This is a genomic window from Caulobacter segnis, assembly GCF_023935105.1.
Classification (GTDB): Bacteria; Pseudomonadota; Alphaproteobacteria; order Caulobacterales; family Caulobacteraceae; genus Caulobacter; species Caulobacter segnis_B.
Genome location: NZ_CP096040.1, coordinates 609,073 through 625,237, shown reverse-complemented (window position 1 = coordinate 625,237; position 16,165 = coordinate 609,073). Strand labels below are relative to the sequence as shown.

9 protein-coding genes are annotated in these 16,165 nt (G+C 68.4%); 2 read left to right on the top strand and 7 right to left on the bottom strand.

Going from position 1 to position 16,165, the window contains the following annotated elements:
• Positions 1–10 precede the first annotated feature (10 nt).
• The 5 genes from MZV50_RS03100 to MZV50_RS03080 all read right to left on the bottom strand — a co-directional run bounded on the left by MZV50_RS03100 (position 11) and on the right by MZV50_RS03080 (position 8,001).
• On the bottom strand, positions 11–2,668 hold the full coding sequence (locus MZV50_RS03100) for a TonB-dependent receptor (protein WP_252632962.1): 2,658 nt from the start codon (positions 2,666–2,668) through the stop codon (positions 11–13).
• 127 nt (positions 2,669–2,795) lie between these two features.
• Positions 2,796–3,761: a FecR family protein gene (locus tag MZV50_RS03095; RefSeq protein WP_252632961.1), complete on the bottom strand. Its 966-nt coding sequence runs from the start codon at positions 3,759–3,761 to the stop codon at positions 2,796–2,798.
• On the bottom strand, positions 3,751–4,344 hold the full coding sequence (locus MZV50_RS03090) for an RNA polymerase sigma factor (RefSeq protein ID WP_252632960.1): 594 nt from the start codon (positions 4,342–4,344) through the stop codon (positions 3,751–3,753). Before MZV50_RS03090 ends, MZV50_RS03095 begins: the two co-directional genes overlap by 11 nt.
• Positions 4,332–7,178 carry a TonB-dependent receptor gene (locus tag MZV50_RS03085; RefSeq protein ID WP_252632959.1) on the bottom strand — a complete coding sequence of 949 codons (2,847 nt, stop codon included), beginning with the start codon at positions 7,176–7,178 and terminating at the stop codon, positions 4,332–4,334. The genes MZV50_RS03090 and MZV50_RS03085 overlap by 13 nt, the downstream gene beginning before the upstream one ends.
• Before the next feature lie 112 nt (positions 7,179–7,290).
• Positions 7,291–8,001 carry a LamG domain-containing protein gene (locus MZV50_RS03080; RefSeq protein ID WP_252632958.1) on the bottom strand — a complete coding sequence of 237 codons (711 nt, stop codon included), beginning with the start codon at positions 7,999–8,001 and terminating at the stop codon, positions 7,291–7,293.
• Positions 8,002–8,106: 105 nt separating this feature from the next.
• Here MZV50_RS03080 and MZV50_RS03075 point away from each other — a divergent pair, with 105 nt between their 5' ends.
• Positions 8,107–10,368: a glycoside hydrolase family 88 protein gene (locus MZV50_RS03075; RefSeq protein WP_252632957.1), complete on the top strand. Its 2,262-nt coding sequence runs from the start codon at positions 8,107–8,109 to the stop codon at positions 10,366–10,368.
• Between the two features lie 10 nt (positions 10,369–10,378).
• Positions 10,379–11,740 carry a glycoside hydrolase family 28 protein gene (locus tag MZV50_RS03070; protein WP_252632956.1) on the top strand — a complete coding sequence of 454 codons (1,362 nt, stop codon included), beginning with the start codon at positions 10,379–10,381 and terminating at the stop codon, positions 11,738–11,740.
• An 88-nt stretch (positions 11,741–11,828) separates the two neighbouring features.
• Here MZV50_RS03070 and MZV50_RS03065 read toward each other — a convergent pair whose 3' ends face one another.
• Positions 11,829–13,151: an oligogalacturonate lyase family protein gene (locus MZV50_RS03065; RefSeq protein WP_252632955.1), complete on the bottom strand. Its 1,323-nt coding sequence runs from the start codon at positions 13,149–13,151 to the stop codon at positions 11,829–11,831.
• Between the two features lie 76 nt (positions 13,152–13,227).
• A complete protein-coding gene (locus tag MZV50_RS03060; RefSeq protein ID WP_252632954.1) occupies positions 13,228–15,924 on the bottom strand; it encodes a TonB-dependent receptor in 2,697 nt (898 codons plus the stop codon).
• Positions 15,925–16,165 lie beyond the last annotated feature (241 nt).

The following is a 16,165-nucleotide window of genomic DNA, read 5'->3' as shown; positions in this document are numbered from 1 at the left end:
CGGGGTAGGATCAGAACTTGCCGCGAAGGGTCAGCGAGACCGTGCGACCCCAGTGATAGATCTCCATCGGCTGGTCCTTGGTCTTGCCGTACAGGTAGCGGATCTCGTTGCTGAGGTTCGAACCCTCCAGCGTCACCGCGTATTGCGGGGTGATCTGGTACGAGAGCGAACCGTCCAGCGAGCCGTAGGCGTCGACATAGGACTGGGCCGTGGTGGTGCTGCCGATCGAGGACAGGTAGCGCGAGCGCCAGAACCAGCCGAGACGCGCGCTGACCGGGCCCTTCTCGTAGTAGCCGACCAGGTTCCAGCTGCGCTTGGACAGGCCGACCAGGTCGTCCTTGATCTGACGGTTGCCGGCGAAGTAGTTCGCCTTGCTGTCCACCAGGGTGACCGAGGCCTGGACGCCCAGGCCGTCGAGCAGGCCCGGCAGGAACGACAGTTGCTGGTTATAGGCCGCCTCGAAGCCCTTGATCTCGGCGTCGCCGCCGTTGACGCTGGTCGACAGCAGGATGTCGCCGCGGCCCGGCACCTGGATCGTGGTGTTCTGGGCGGTGATGTAGTCATCCATCTTCTTGACGAAGATCGCGCCGGTCACCGCCGTGGTCGGGGCCGGGTACCATTCCAGCGAGGCGTCGTACTGGTCGGCCAGGAATGGGTTCAGGTCCGGGTTGCCGCCCGAGGCCGTCGGCGAGTCGCGGCTGACGCTGATGCGCGGGGCGCTGTCGGTGACGTTCGGACGATTGACGACGCGCGAGGCGGCGAAGCGGGCGACCAGGTCGTCACGCAGCTCGACCTTGACGTTCAGGCTGGGCAGCCAGTTGCTGTATTCCTTCAGATAGCCCACCGGCACCGGCGTCGAGCCGCTGGTCAGCGTGCCCGAGGCCAGCTGCTTGGTCTTGGCGTAGCGAACGCCCAGGTTGCCGCTGACCGGCAGGCCGCCGACGTCGAACTTGAAGTCGCCGCGCACATAGGCGCTGTGGATCTTCTGGTCGACGATGAACGAGTTGCGCAGGTCGGCCGCCGACCACGGCTGGGCCGCGACGGCCGCCGTATAGAGCCTGTTGTAATAGGCGTCGCTGGTGGGCGTGACCCAGGTACGCGGCGTGTTGCCCGAGAAGGCCGACAGGAAGCCCGAATAGGGCATGGTCTCGTAGAAGCTGGACCCCAGGGTCGTCAGCGGCACGTTCAGGATGTCGTTCAGCACCCAGTCGCGGCGCAGGTAGGTGCGGTTCAGATTGTGCTGCTCGGCGCCGAACGCGATCTTGGTGAACCAGCTGTCGAACACCCGCGAGCCGTCCAGACGGAACGTCTCGTCGGTGTCGCGCGAGTCCTTCCAGGTGTAGTCGAACGCCTGGCCGACGAAGTTGGCCGGATTGGTATAGTCGACCGTCGTGGTCAGCTGCGGGATCGCCGTGTAGCCGCGCGAGAAGTCGTAGGTCAGCGGGGCGAAGAAGGCGATGCGGTCGCGCGTCGTGGCCTTGCCGTCCGGATGATAGCTGCGGGCGCGCGAATAGCCGTACTCGGCGTTGAAGGCCCAGGCGCCGGGGGTCCAGGCCTGCTTGATCCCGAAGACCGCCAGGTCGTGGCGGTTCAGGCTGGTCTCGCGCGAGGCCATCCAGCGGACGTTGTTGATCGTCGCGCCCACCACCGTGTCGCCGACGACCTTCTGGCTGCCGGCCACGAACTGCGGCGTCGCGAAGGTGCTGTCGTCCGGATAGATGTCCAGGCCGAACTCGTCGTAGTCGACGTCCAGGCGAGTGACGAGCACGTCGACGTCGGTCTGGAAGTCGCCGTTCGGCTTCCACTGGCCCGAGACGGCGCCCGAATACAGCTTGCGGTGCTCGGTCTCGATGGTCGGGCGAGTGCGCGAGGGCGTGTAGAAGCTGCTGCCCAGCACCGACTTGAACCGGTCGAGGTTCCAGCCGACCTGGTACAGGCGGTCGTTGCGCACGTGGCGTTCGTCGTACAGGCCCGAGGCCAGGACGCCGATGGTGTTGTCGGCGTTGGTCCAGCTGCCCAGGCCCGAGACCGACGGGTCGGCCTTCTTGCGCACGTCGTTATAGGTCTCGCGCACCGAGAAGGCGGCCTTCTTGCCCAGGTCGAACGGCTTGAAGGTCTTGATGTTGATGTTGCCGCCCAGGGCGCCCTCGTCCATGTCGGCGGTCGGGGTCTTCACCACCTCGATCTGCGAGATCAGCTCGGCGGGCAGCACCTCGAAGCGGAACTGCCGGCCCTTGGCGCCGCCGTTCTCGATCAGGTCGTTGACGGCGATCGAGCGGCCGTTGAGCTCGGTGTACTGGAACTGCGGGCCCAGGCCCCGGACGCTGACATAGAGGCCCGCGCCGCGCTGGCGGTCGATGGTGACGCCGGTGACCAGCTGCAGCGCCTCGGCGGCGTTGCGGGTCGGGAATTTGCCGATGTCCTCGGCGTTGACGGCGTCCAGGCCGTACTCGGCGTTGCGCTTCAACGCGGCGGCGGCCTGTAGGCTCTTGCTGTACGAGGTGATGACGACGGCGTCGACCGCGTCGGCGGGCTCGGCGGCGGCCGGCGCCGCGGCGGCGTCAGCGGCCTGGACCTGGCTCGCGCCCAGGGCGGCGAAGGCGAGGACGGCGACGGCGCCCGCGCAGCGCGCGCCCCGGACTTTCGACTTGAACTTCGAGCTGGACATCTATCCCCCGATCTTTTGCTGAACCCGCAGGGAGGCGGGTCAGGGCAGAAGAACGAGGGCCAGGCGCCGGGACCTCAGCCGGGCATCGATGAATTATTTGCGACGATCCTGTTGAAAACCCTCACATTTATCCGAGACCGGAGGATTTTGCGGAGGACCTGGTGGCGGGCGAGACGATCAGGTCGCCCTCGGCCGTGATCCGCGCCCGCACCGGCAGCAGAGCCTCCAGCGCCGCGCCGACGTCGTCCATGCGTCCGATGGGCAGCGAGCCCGAGACCCGCAGGCGGGCCAGGGACGGATCGGTCAGCTGGACCCGCCGTCCGGACGCCCGAGACAGGCGCTCGGCCGCCTGGACCAGACTGGCGTCGGCCAGCACCACGCGCCCCTCGGTCCAGGCCGCGTCGCTTCCGACGTCCCCCGTCCGGGCGGCCCCGCCGACGCCCGCGGCGCCGACATAGCGCTGGCCCGGAACCAGCAGCACGCTCGGCGCGCCCGGCTGGCTGACACGCAGCGAGCCCTGGACCAGCGACACCGTCAGCCGCTCGCCGCCCGCCACGTTGAAGCGGGTGCCCAGCACCGTCAGCGTCCGGCCCGACGCGGCGACCGCGAACGGCCGGCTCTTGTCGTGGGTCACCTCGAAGAAGCCGTCGCCGGCCTGCAGCGACACGTCGCGCGCGCTCCGCGAGAAGCGGGTCGTGAGGCGACCGCCAGGGCTGAGCACGACGTGGCTGCCGTCGGCCAGGGTCAGGCGCGCGGCGGCGTGTTCGGACGCGGCGTAGGTCTCGACCTGGGGCTGGGCCCGCAGCGCCACGCCCACGACCAGGGCGGCCGCCAGCAGGCCAAGCCCGGCCAGCAGCGGACGGCGCTCAGGCCAGGCCTTGCGACCGACGCTTCGGCGCAGGGCGCGCACGGCCGGATCGTCCGCGGCCAGGCCCATGGCCAGCCACACCTCGCGGGTGCGCGCGATCTCCTCGCGGGCCTCGGCGGACCCCGCCTCCCAGACGTCCAGCGCGGCCCGCTCGGCCATCGTCAGCGAACGCGTCAGGCTGGCCGCCAGCAGGCGGCGGGGATCCATCTCGTCTCTAGGCGTCATGCGAAACCTCGATCGCTTCGCGCAGACGCGCCAGGGCGTTCATCATATGCTTCTCGACGGCGCTGATCGACAAGTTCAGCCGCGCCGCCACCTCGGCCTGGGTCAGGTTTTCGAAGCGGCACAGCACGAAGACGGCGCGGGCGTTGGGGTGCAGGTCGTCCAGGGCCGCCACCAGCCGGGCCAGGCGCTCGCGTCCGGCCAGGGTCGCCTCGGCCGTCGGCTCGTCGGCGGGCAGGGCCGGATCGACCTCGACATGGCGGCCACGCTGGCGCGACCGCTGCTGACGCGCGTGATCGACCAGGGCGTTGGAGGCCACCGTGAACACCAAGCCGTCCGGATTGCCCCAGTGCAGGCGCGAGAACCGCTGCGACAGCCGCATGAAGACCTCCTGCGTCAGGTCCTCGGCGTCCTCGACCCCGACCGACCGGCGCTGGAAGAAGCGCAGCAGCGGGCGACGGTAGCGTGACACCAGCGCCTCGAAGCGCGGCGCCTCCATCGGCGGATTGGCCTCCACCGCCTCGCTGGGCCCGTCGGGCAGGTCGGCGCGGGTTCCCGCCGCGCCACGGAAGGTCAGAACGCCCATCTCATCCTCGCGGACAGGTACCGGCCCCAGTGATGGATCTCCATCGGCTGGTCGCGGCTCTCGCCATAGACGTAACGGCGGGCGTCGGTCAGGTTGACGCCCTCCAGGGAAAGGGTGGCGCGGCGGTCGATCCGCCACGAGGCCGCGCCGTCCAGCGAGCCGAACGCGGCCGTGGTCGCCGGGGCGGTGATCGAGCTGCCGATCGAGGTCAGGTAAGGGCCGCGCCAGTTGTAGCCCAGGCGCACCGAGCCCCGGCCCTTCTCGTAGAACACCACCGCGCTGTAGGTGGCGCGCGACAGACCCAGCAGAGCGTTGCGAATGGTCCGGTCGCCGGCGAAATAGTTGGCCTGGCTGCGCACCAGCGTCGCCGCCCCTTGCACGCCCAGACCGTCGAACGGCGCGGGCAGGTCGCGGAATACGTAGGCGACGGTCAGCTCCAGTCCCTGGATGCGGGCCTGGCCGCCGTTGACGTTGGTCGACAGCAGCACCTGGCCGCGCCCCGGAACCTCGATGAAGGTGTTCTGGGCGGTGATGTAGTCGTCCAGCCGCCGATCGAACGCCGCCAGGCTCAAGGCGCCGCCGGTCGGCGCGTACCACTCGACCGAGGCGTCCAGCTGGGTGGCCAGGAACGGATCGAGTTCGGGATTGCCGCCGTTGGCCGTCGGGGTGTCGCGGGCGATCGTGATGCGCGGGGCGTTGTCGACCACGTTGGGCCGGCTGACCACCCGCGAGGCGGCCAGGCGCAGATAGAGCCGCGGGCGCAGCGCGACCTTCAGATTGATGCTGGGCAGCCAGTCGCCATAGGCCTTGCGCCATTGGGCCGGCAGCGGATCGGAGCCGCTGGACAGCACGCCCTTGGACACTTGCCGCGTGGCCGCGTAGCGCAGGCCCATGTTGCCGTCGATCGGCAGGCCGAACGCGCTGCCCTGGAAGTCCAGCCGCGCATAGGCCGAGCGAATCTTCTCCTCGACCACGAACGAGTTGCGCAGATCCGCCGCCGTCGGCGGCCGGGCGGCGACGACCGGGGTGTAGAGCAGGTCGTAGAAGGCCTTGGCGTTGGGCGCGACCCAGCGTCGGGGCAGATCGGCGTCGACGCCCGACAGGAAGTTCGAGAACGGCGTCTCTCCGTAGACGGACGGACCCAGATCCGTCAGTGGCTGGCCGACCAGGGTGTCGAGTGTCCAGTCGCGCCGGCGATAATCGCGGGAGCGCCGATGGCTCTCGGCTCCCAGCCGCAGATCGAAGGCGCCGATGGGCCGCAGAAGGTCCAGCTTGACCGTCTCGTCGACGTCGCGGGAGTCCTTGAAGGTGTAGTCGAACGACTGGCCGACATAGTTGGCCGGGTCGGCGTAGTCGACGGGGGTCCGCAGGTCCGGCCCGCCGGCCAGGCCGTGGCTGAAGTCGTAGGTCAGCGGCGCGAATAAGGCCACGCGCGCCCGCACCGTGCCCCGGCCGTCGGGGTGATAGCTGCGCGCTCGCGAATAGCCCCAGTCGCCGTCCAGCGTCCAAGGTCCTCGCACCCAACGCCCGTGCGCGCCGACGGCGACCAGGTCGTGGCGGTTGAGGCTGATCTCCTGCGAGGCCATCCAGCGGACGTTGTCGATGGTCCCGGCCTGGACGGTGTCACCCTTCACGACCTGCGTACCGGCCACGAAGCGCGGGCTCGAGACCGAAGGATCGTCCGGATAGATGTCCAGGCCATACTCGTCGTAGTGAGCGTCCAGGCGCGTGGCGAGCAGGTCGAAGTCGAGGCTGAGATCGTTGGTCGGCCGCCACTGCACGGTGAAGTCGCCGGAGGCCATCCGGCGGTCCTCCAGCTCGACCGTCGGCCGCGTGCGGGTCGGGGTGTAGAGGCCCGGCCCCAGGACGGACGTAAAGCGGTCCAGGTTCCAGCCGGTCTGGTAGAGGCGGTCGTTGCGGATCCGTCGCCGCTCGACCACGCCGCCGGCCAGCACGCCCAGGCGACCGCTGGCGTCGACCCAGCTCCAGACGCCCGAGACCGACGGATCGACCTTGTCGGTGCGCCCTTCGGAGGCCCGGACCGACAGCACCGAGCGCCGGCCCCGATCCAGCGGCTTGAAGGTCCGCACGTCGATGTCGCCGCCCAGGGCGCCCTCGTCCATGTCGGCGGTCGTGGTCTTGACCACCTCGATCTGGTCGATGACGTCGGCGGGCAGCACCTCGAAGCGGAACTGGCGGCCCCGGAAGCCGCCGTTCTCGACGAGGTCGTTTAGGGCGATCGGCCGGCCGTTCAGCAGCACGTTCTGGAACTGTGGCCCCAGGCCTCGGACGCTGACATAGAGGCCCACGCCCCGGTGACGCTCCAGGCTGACGCCGGGGGCCAGCTGCAGGGCCTCGGCGGCGTTGAAGGCCGGCAGGCGGGCGATGTCCTCAGCGCTGACGGCGTCCAGGCCGTAGGCGGCCTTGCGCTTCAGGGCCAACGAGCGGTCCAGGCTCCGCGCATAGGCGGCGTTGATGGTGACGGGCTCGACCAGGGCTGGCGCCTCCGGCGCACTGGGCGGCGGCGGAGTCGCCACGGTCTTGGGTCCGCCCGCAAGCAGCACGAAAACCCCGCGCTTGACCTCGCGCACCGATACGGGGGTTCCGGCCACCAGGGTCTCGATCGTCTGGCGCGGCGACAGGCCGCGCGGCGCGACCCGGCCCGGAAGCCCCGCCAGGGTCGCGGTGTCGAAGGCGATGACAAGGTTACGCTCGGCGGCCAAGGCCATGACGCTTTCGGCCAGGGTCGCCGGCGGCCGTTCGACGGCCCGCGCCGTCGCGGGGACGGCGGCGAGCATCAGGACGAGCGCATGGAGGATGTCGGACGGCGGCATGCTGGAACCCGCGCGCGACGCCCCGCGCGCCAGGTCCCACTAGCGTTCAAGCGTGACACTTCGGCGACGCACAGGCGGTCCGTCGCTCGTCCTTGAACGGAACACCCGCGTCTCAGGCCTTCGGGCGGGTGAAGTGTTCCGGCGACAGCGCCCGCCGGGTGAAGCGAGCCTCGCGCACCGCGCCCTTGAAGAAATCGATCTTGTTCATCCTCGCCCCGATCGAGGCGCGGCCCGGCCCTTGCGGCGCATAGGCGATCTCGGCCTCGCCCTGCGGCTGACCGTCGACGTACGAGCGATACATCTTGCCGTCGAAGCTCTGGGCCACATGGAACCACTGGCCGATCGGGAAGCGCTTCTCGGGAAAGATCAGGGTGTGCTTGTAGCCGGGGCCGGTGACGAAGGCGTCCAGCCACCACTCGGTCCCGACGGTGCGGATCTCGAACAGGAAGCGCGTCGTCGACGGCGGCGCGCCCGCCGGGGCGATCTCCTGCAGGTGGAACCAGCGCTGGGCTTCGTTCCCGCCATCGGGGCGGAACACCGCCTCGAAGGTCCAGGTCTGGGCGCCGGCCAGCGGGTGCTGCTCGACGAACAGCACGTCCTGGACGCCGTCGAACTGAACCGCCTTGCCGCAGGGACCATCGATTAGGGTGGGCGCGCCCTCGGCGTGGGCCTCGACGCCACCGATCCGGGTGAGATTGTCGAAAGTCCAGACGGCCTGATCGCGAACCTTCTGGGCGGCGTTGGCGGACGCCGGGATCAGACCGGCCAAGGGCAGACCGGCGGCGGCGGCCAAAGCCTCGCGGCGGCTCCACGTGAACGTCATATGATCCTCCCCGATCGCCTTTTCAGCCATTCCACTTTGTGGCATAGGCTTCCACATAATGACAATGACACCGGTTGCAGTGGCATTGTGCGGAGGAAATCGCCCATGTTTCGCGTCATGTCCAACCACCGCACCGTGATCGCCCTGACCCTCGCCGGCGCGGCCCTGGCCTCGGCCGCGAGCGTCTCGGCCGCCCCGCCGCGCGCGCCCAAGGCCGCCATGGCGAAACAAGACGCCCTCCCCGCGCCCGACGCGGTCCTGGCCGTACTGAACCGCGCCAACGCCGCCCAGATCAAGGCCATGCGCGCCGAGCCCATCCCGGTTTCGACCGGCGGGGCCGTGCGCGAGATGTCGTCCAACTGGGTCTCGGCCACCTACTATGTTGGCGCGTCCCGCCTGGCCCGGGTGACCAACGACAAGGAAACCCTGGTCTTCCTCAGCGAGGCGGCCGAGCACTTCAACTACGGCCTGCGCGGGTCGCGCTCGCCCAAGCTGATGCTGAACGCCGACGAGATGGCGATCGGCGACCTCTACGAAGAGCTCTACGCCCGCCGTCGGCAGGAGGGCGTGATCATGCCCCTGCGCCAACGCCTTGACTGGGCCCTGCCGCACCTGGGCCGCCAGCCCATCCCCGAGCATCTGGTGTGGTGGTGGAGCGACGCCCTGTTCATGGCCCCGCCGGTCCTGGCCAGGATGAGCGCCCTGACCGGCGATCCGAAATATCTCGAGGCCATGGACAAGCAGTGGTGGCGCACCTTCGCCCGCCTCTACGATCCGGACGAGAGCCTCTACTACCGCGACGAGCGCTTCATCGCGCGCCGCGACGAGCGGGGTCGCAAGCTCTTCTGGTCGCGCGGCAACGGCTGGGTGATGGGCGGCATGGCCCGGATGCTAGAGGCGATGCCCGCCGACTATGTCCAGCGGCCGCGCTACATCACGATCTTCCAGGCCATGGCCAAGCGAGTCGCGGGCCTGCAGCGCGCTGACGGCCTGTGGGCGTCCAGCCTGATGCAGCCGGACCTGTTCCCGGAAGCCGAGACCTCGGGTTCGGCCTTCTTCGTCTACGCCCTGGCCTGGGGGATCAATCACGGCGTCCTGGACCGCGCGACCTACCAGCCGGTGGTCGTGAAGGGCTGGAAGGCGCTGGAGGCCCAGACGCTGCCCAGCGGCATGATCGGCGCGGTGCAGAAGACCGGCGACCAGCCTGTTCCCACCGCCGCCACCGACATCGGCCCCTATGGCACGGGCGCCTTCCTGTTGGCCGGGCTGGAGGTGATGAACCTTTCCAAGCCGACCACCGCCCTGCCCCTGGCTGAGCCGGCTCAGGACCCCGCCGACTTCATCGTCGCCACCACGCCGACGCCCGCCTTGCCGCGCACGGTGCGCGGTCCGGAGGAGGAGGCGCGCCACGCTACCGAGATGAAGGCTGTCGCCGCCCTGGCCTATGATCCGCTGATCGAGGGTCCGGGCCTGGCCCCCGCCCAGGTTCCGCCCGCCGCGCCGGGCCAGCCGACGCCGCCCAAGATGATCTATCGCATGGCCCCGCCGCCGGCCGGCCAGGACAAGCCCCGCGCGACGGTCCGCTATGCGCCCGAGCGCTATGACGACATCCTGTGGGAGAACGACCGCACCGCCCACCGCATCTACGGTCCGGCGCTGGAGCAGTACGAGCCCCCCTCGACCTCGGGCGTCGACGCCTGGGGCAAGAGCGTCCGCTACCCGTTCATGACCCGCCAGCTGCGCACCGGCGACCAGCACGCCTATCACGGCGAGGGCATCGACTATTACAACGTCAAGACCTTCCGCGGCGCCGGCGGCCTGGGCGTCTGGGACGGCGGCAAGCTGTGGGTGTCGCGCAACTGGAAGGACTACAAGATCCTGAAGGACGGCCCGGACGTGGCGTCGTTCAAGGTCAGCTACGCGCCTTGGAAGGTGGGCGAGAAGCGACAGGTCTGGGAGAGCCGGACCTTCACCCTGCCGATGGGCACGAACTTCACGCGGATGGTCTCGACCTTCGGCTCGAACGCCAAGGGGCCGATCACGGTCGCGCTGGGCATCACCAAGGCTCCGACCTCCAAGACGGCCGGCGACCTGCGCGCCGACAAGGCCAGGGGCGTGTTCTCGTTCTGGGATGTCACCGACCCCGACAAGGGGACGATGGGCGTCGCCCTGCTGGTCGACCCGGCTCAGATCGTCGACGTGGTCGAGACCGACAGCGACTGGCTGGTGCTGGTCAAGGTCACGCCCGGCAAACCGTTCGTCTACTATATGGGGGCGGTGTGGGACAAAGGCCTGGACTTCCATTCGCGCGCGGACTGGGAGGCCTACGTCTTCGCCCAGAAGCCCGACTTCAATCCGGCCCGCTGAGGAGCCCGCCATGCAACGCCGCGCCCTTCTCCAGCTCGGCCTCGTGGCCGTGTCCGCGCCCACCTTGGCGCTCGCCGCCGGCAAGGCGATCCTGGCCAACGCCCACGGCGCGGTCGGCGACGGTCGGACGCTGAACACCAAGGCCATCCAGGCGGCGATCGACGAAGCGGCCAAGACCGGCGCGACGGTCGCCTTCAAGCCCGGCGTCTATCGCACCGGGTCGATCTTCCTGAAGTCGGGCGTCACCCTGCGTTTGGACAAGGGGGTCACCCTGCTGGGCTCGCAGAACCTGGCCGACTATCCCGAGCTGCCCACCCGCGTGGCCGGCATCGAGCTGACCTGGCCGGCGGCGCTGGTCAATGTCTACAAGCAGAAGAACGTCCGCATCGTCGGCGACGGGACCATCGACGGCGACGGCAAGGTGTTCTGGGACAGCTATTGGGCCCTGCGCCGAAAGTACGATCCCAAGGGCCTGCTCTGGGCCGCCGACTACGACTGCAAGCGGCCGCGCCTGATCCAGGTGTTCGGCAGCGAGCAGGTCGAACTGGCCGGCCCGCGCCTGCGCCGCGCCGGCTTCTGGACGGTGCATGTCTGCTATTCCCACGACATCCACGTGGCCGACCTGGAGATCCGCAACAACGAAGGCGGTCGCGGCCCTTCGACCGACGGGGTCGATATCGACAGCTCACACGACGTGCTGGTCGAGCGGATCGACGTCGCCTGCAACGACGACGCCCTGTGCATCAAGGCCGGCCGCGACGCCGACGGCCTGCGGGTGGCGCGACCGACCCGCGACATCGTCATCCGCGACTGCGTGATCCGCGACGCCTCGGCCGGCGTCACCTTCGGCAGCGAGACCTCGGGCGGCTTCCACGACATCAAGATTTCCGGCCTGACCGTGCATCACCCGACGCCGGTCGGCATCCTGTTCAAGTCGGCCCACACGCGCGGCGGGACGGTCAAGAACATCGACATCTCCGGCATGGACCTGCACGACGTGTTCACCGTCTTCCGCGTAAACCTGAACTGGAACCCGGCCTATAGCTACGCCAAGATTCCGGCCGGCATGACAGACGTACCCCCTTACTGGCAGGTGATGACCCAGCACGTGCCGCCGGAGCAGGGCCGCTGCCGCCTCAGCGATGTGCGCGTGCGCGACATCAAGGCCATCGGCGCCAAGACCGCCTTCGAGGTCGCCGCCTTCCCCGACCTGCCGCTGGAAGGTTTCGCGTTCGAGAACCTGGACCTCGACGTCCAGGCCGGCGGCCGCATTGCCAACGCCAGGAACTGGACCTTCACCCGCAGCAAGATCGACACCCTGGACGGCAAGCCGCCCGAGGTGGTCGACTCCTCGGGCGTCACGGGCCTCTAGAGCGCGAAAGGCCCCGGCGCTGGAGGTGCGCCGGGGCCTCGCGGAGCCGCCGAGAATGGGGGAACGGACAGCCCCGCGACGCGCACGGTCAGCGCTTGGCGACCTCGACCGCGTAGACGTGGTTGGCGCCGTGCATGTTCGAGGTGAACACGATCCACTTCTGGTCGGGCGTGAAGGTCAGGTTCGGCTCCAGCCGGTAGTCGTGGGCCGACATGTCGACCAGCCGCTCGCTGGCCATCTTGTCCACGGTGATCAGGTCGTCGGTGTAGTAGGGCAGCGCCGCGTCGCGGATCGTCTCGGGACGGAAGGTGTAGATCCACTTGCCGTCCGGCGCATGGGCGACCATGTCGGCGTCGCCGCCGTCGCCGGCGAACAGCACCCCGTCGGCGGCGACGTTATAGTGCACCGACCACTCGTTCTGCTCGACCCGACGATACAGCTTCTTGCCCGTCGCCAGCTCGTGGCCGGCGATCCAGAACACCTGGCCGCGCGGGGTCTGCAGGTCGTACCAGATCCACTTGCCGTCGGCCGAGAAGAACTCGTGGCCGGCGATCTCGAAGTTCATGGTCCGGGTGTGGATCTTGGTCAGGCCCGTGCCGTCGGTGCGGATCGTCCAGATGCGGTCGACGCGGTGCCAGGGCCCCTCGTGGCAGAACATCACCAGGGCCGGGTCGGTCGGCGAGAACTGGGCGTGGCCCAACCACTTGTCCGAGGCGTGGACCACCTTGCGCGCGCCGGTCTTCAGGTCGAGCGTGAAGATCTCCATCGGCGTCGGCGTCTCGAAGCGCTCGGTCATCCGCACGCCCTTGGCCTTGGCGAAGGACAGCGGCTTGCCATCGGGGCCGAGGGCCGCGTACTCGGCCTGGCCGAAGCGCTTGAGGTCGTCGGCGGTCTTGGGCTGCAGCGGCTTGCCGCCGTAGGTGACGATCCCCAGCAGCAGGGTCTCGTCGGCGTTGACCGAGGTGATCTGGCCCTGGGCCAGCTTGCCGACGACCGTGGCCTTCCCGCTGTCGATGTCGAGGGCGTAGATCGTCTTGGGGCGGTCGACGGCCTGGCCCTCGCCCGGCGCCGTGACCGAATAGTACAGGCGCCGCGAACGACGCGGGAAGAACAGCAGGTCCGCGTCCTTGGTCTTGGGGACCGGCGTCAGCTTGAAGGTCTTGAGGTCCACCAGGGCGATGCCCGACGGCGTGGTGATCGCCAGCTTGTCGCCCTGGGGCGTGTAGCCGTGCTGGTGGAAATAGAGGTTCTTGCTGCCGCCCTCCTCGGACAGGCGCACGATGCGGTGACCGGTCTTGGGGTCGATCCAGTCCTTGGGCGCGGGCGCGACAGGCGGGGTCGCCTGCCGGGCCAGGGCCGGCGTCGCCAAGGTGGCGGCGGCGAGGCCAAGAACGGTTCTGCGAGCGATCACGTCAACTCTCCTAAAAAAGACGGGCCTGGCGCGGGAAGGTCCGCCGCCAGGCCCAGGGGAGGAGCTCTAAAGGCGGTCAGTACGTCCAGCGCACGCCCAGCAGGATCTCCCGGCCGGTGTGACGGTAGTCGCTGACGCGGTCGGCGGTGTCGACATAGGCGTCGGTGAACTTGTCGCCCAGGTTGATGCCTTCCAGGGTGACGACCAGGTTCGGCCGCAGCTTATAGCTCGACGAGAAGTCGTAGTACGTGCTGCCGTGGGTGCCGTGCTCGCTGTTGCCGTTCGAGCCGGGGAAGGCCGTCAGGAAGCCGGAACGACGGGCCAGCGAGGTGCGGGCGCTGAACTTGCCGCGCTCGAAATAGAGCGTGGCGTTGGCCGTGGTCTTCGATTGGCCGGTCAGCTTGTTGTACTTCGGCGCGGCCTTGGTGCCGTAGTTCACGTTCGAGTCGACGTACGTGAAGTTGCCGATGAAGCCGAAGCCGCGCAGGTAGTCGGGCAGGAAGTTGAACGGCTGCTGGTACTGGAACTCGACGCCCTTCAGCCAGCCGCCTTCGCCGTTGTAGGGGTTGGTCACGTCGAAGATGTCGTTGACCGACACGCCGGCGCTGGTGCTGAGCAGGCTGGCCGGCAGGCCCAGCGAGCTGTAGACGGCCCGCGTGGTCTGGCTGGCGATGAAGCTGTCGATCTTCTTGTAGAAGACCGCCACGCCGATCAGCGACTCCTTGGCGAAGTACCATTCGGCCGCCAAGTCGAAGTTGGTGGCGCGGAACGGCTCCAGCTCAGGATTGCCGAAGTTGACCGTGCGGGTGGTGGCGCCGACCGAACCGCCGGGGGTCAGGCTGCTCAGGGTCGGACGGGCCATGACCTTGGCGATGCCGCCGCGCAGGATGAAGTTGTCGCGCGGCTCCAGCGTGATGTTCATCGACGGCAGCACGTCGGTGTAGTCGTTCTTGGCCGTCAGATAGACACCCGAACCGATGAAGCCCTGCGAGGTGACCTTGGTGTGGGCCACGCGGAAGCCGAAGTCCGAGCGCAGCGGCATGCCGCCGAAGATGGTGGCGTCCACGACCGCCTGGCCGAAGCCCGACAGGTCCTCTTCCTCGACGTCGCGGGTGTCGCCCTGCTGCACGATCAGCGGGAAGTTCAGCAGATTGGTGCGCGCCAGGGCCTTGTCGATGTCGGCCACCACGTACTTGCGGTCGCCGCCCGGGAACGGGAAGTCGCGGCCGAACTGTACGATCTTCGAGAAGCCGCCGACGCCGACGATCTGGTTCGAACCGGTCAGCACCTGGTTGCGGCTCGCGCCCCGGTACTTGACCACGTACTGCTGGGCGTCGATCCCGCCGCGCAGCTTCAGGTGCTCGTCGACGTCGAACTCCAGATTGCCGCTGGCGGTGCGGGTGATGTTCAGCGAGGTCTGCACCGCCGAGCGCATCTCGGTCAGGGTGTAGAGCGCCGGATTGGCGACGTCGAAGCCGTAGTTGATAATCGGCGTGCGGTCGTTGGCGCGGGCGTCGTAGGTGTAGCCGTTGACGTCGTTGCGATCGAGCTGGAACGAGATTTGCTCGGGCATGCGGTAGTCGGAATTGGCCACGCCGATGCGGGCCTGGCCGCGCAGGCGGTCGGTGAACTCGTACTTCCCGGCCAGGGTCACCTGGGTGAAGGTCGTGTGGTCGCGCTGGGTGCCGTTCTCCGAGCGCACGTCGACCTTGTCGAACACGCCGTAGGTGAAGGTGTTGCGGTCGTTGATCGCGTAGTCGCGAACGATGGTCGAGCCGACGCCGGCCGCGTTCGAACGGCTGAACGAGATCGCTTCCAGGTTCGGGCTCTCGGTGAACTGGTTCAGGTCCGAATAGAGGACGTCCAGCGACAGCTCGGACTTGGAATTCGGACGCCACTGGGTCGAGAAGGTGATGCCCAGGCGCTCGGAGTCGATCTTCGAGGCGGTGTAGCGCGGAATGCGCGGATAGAAGGCGTTCTGGACCTTGGCCAGCTCTTCCGGCGTCGTGCACTTCGAACAGCTGGCGAAGTTGTCGCTGGCGTCTGCGCCTTGCCAACGGGTGGTGTTGAAGCCCTCGGCCACCGGCTGGCGCTTGGAATAGGCCACCGAGGCCAAAACGCCGAAGGTCTGGTCGGGGTTGGACCAGCTGAGCAGGCCGGCCGCGCGCGGCAGGATGCGGTCGGTGATGCTGTTCAGGCTGCCCTCGGCCGAGGCCGCGGCCTTGAAGCCCTTGTAGTCGAACGGCCGGCCGCTCTGCAGGTCGACCGTGGCGCCCAGCGAGCCTTCGGCCACGTCGGCCGACTGGGTCTTGCGCACGGTGATGCTGTTGAACAGCTCCGAGGCGAAGACGTTGAAGTCGAAGCCGCGGCTGCGGTTGCCGCCGCCCGTGGCGATGGCCTCGACGCCGTTGATGCGCACGCGGGTGAAGTCGGCGTTCAGGCCGCGCACCGAGATCTGACGGCCCTCGCCACCGACGCGGTCGATGGTCACGCCGGGCAGGCGCTGGATGGCTTCGGCCAGGTTCTGGTCGGGGAAGGCGGCAATGTCCTCGGCCAGGATGGCGTCGATCGCGCCGATGCTGGTGCGCTTGGCGCCCAGGGCCTTGCTGAGGCTGGAGCGATAGCCGCTGACCACGACCTCTTCGACCTGGGTCTGCTCACCCGCATCCGGGGCGGCGGCCTGGGCCATGGCGGCGCCAGCGCTGGCGGATGCAACGATGGCCAGAGCCGCGCACGAGACGAGCAGGCGCGCTTTGAATGGGCTGAAGGTCATCCTGTGTTTCTCCCCTAGCCGGCGTTTTGACACCGGTATCGTCACCGACCCACGTTTTCACAATGTGGGATATATATCCACATCCTGTAACATTGCGCTGAAAATCGCAACTCTGGTCTTACCAATTCGGCGCAGTTTCGCCGCATGCGGCCAACTAGGTGCGATGCGGATCCGGCCCATGACGCGCAAAATGAGATTGTTTTTGCTAGATTATATCCTGGATTTACCAGTTTGAATCGCA

What these genes read in the sequence shown, in the direction of transcription:
- MZV50_RS03100 (WP_252632962.1), bottom strand. Translation starts at nt 2,668, where the DNA reads ATGTCCAGCTCGAAGTTCAAGTCGAAAGTCCGGGGCGCGCGCTGCGCG.
- MZV50_RS03095 (WP_252632961.1), bottom strand. Translation starts at nt 3,761, where the DNA reads ATGACGCCTAGAGACGAGATGGATCCCCGCCGCCTGCTGGCGGCCAGC.
- MZV50_RS03090 (WP_252632960.1), bottom strand. Translation starts at nt 4,344, where the DNA reads ATGGGCGTTCTGACCTTCCGTGGCGCGGCGGGAACCCGCGCCGACCTG.
- MZV50_RS03085 (WP_252632959.1), bottom strand. Translation starts at nt 7,178, where the DNA reads ATGCCGCCGTCCGACATCCTCCATGCGCTCGTCCTGATGCTCGCCGCC.
- MZV50_RS03080 (WP_252632958.1), bottom strand. Translation starts at nt 8,001, where the DNA reads ATGACGTTCACGTGGAGCCGCCGCGAGGCTTTGGCCGCCGCCGCCGGT.
- MZV50_RS03075 (WP_252632957.1), top strand. Translation starts at nt 8,107, where the DNA reads ATGTTTCGCGTCATGTCCAACCACCGCACCGTGATCGCCCTGACCCTC.
- MZV50_RS03070 (WP_252632956.1), top strand. Translation starts at nt 10,379, where the DNA reads ATGCAACGCCGCGCCCTTCTCCAGCTCGGCCTCGTGGCCGTGTCCGCG.
- MZV50_RS03060 (WP_252632954.1), bottom strand. Translation starts at nt 15,924, where the DNA reads ATGACCTTCAGCCCATTCAAAGCGCGCCTGCTCGTCTCGTGCGCGGCT.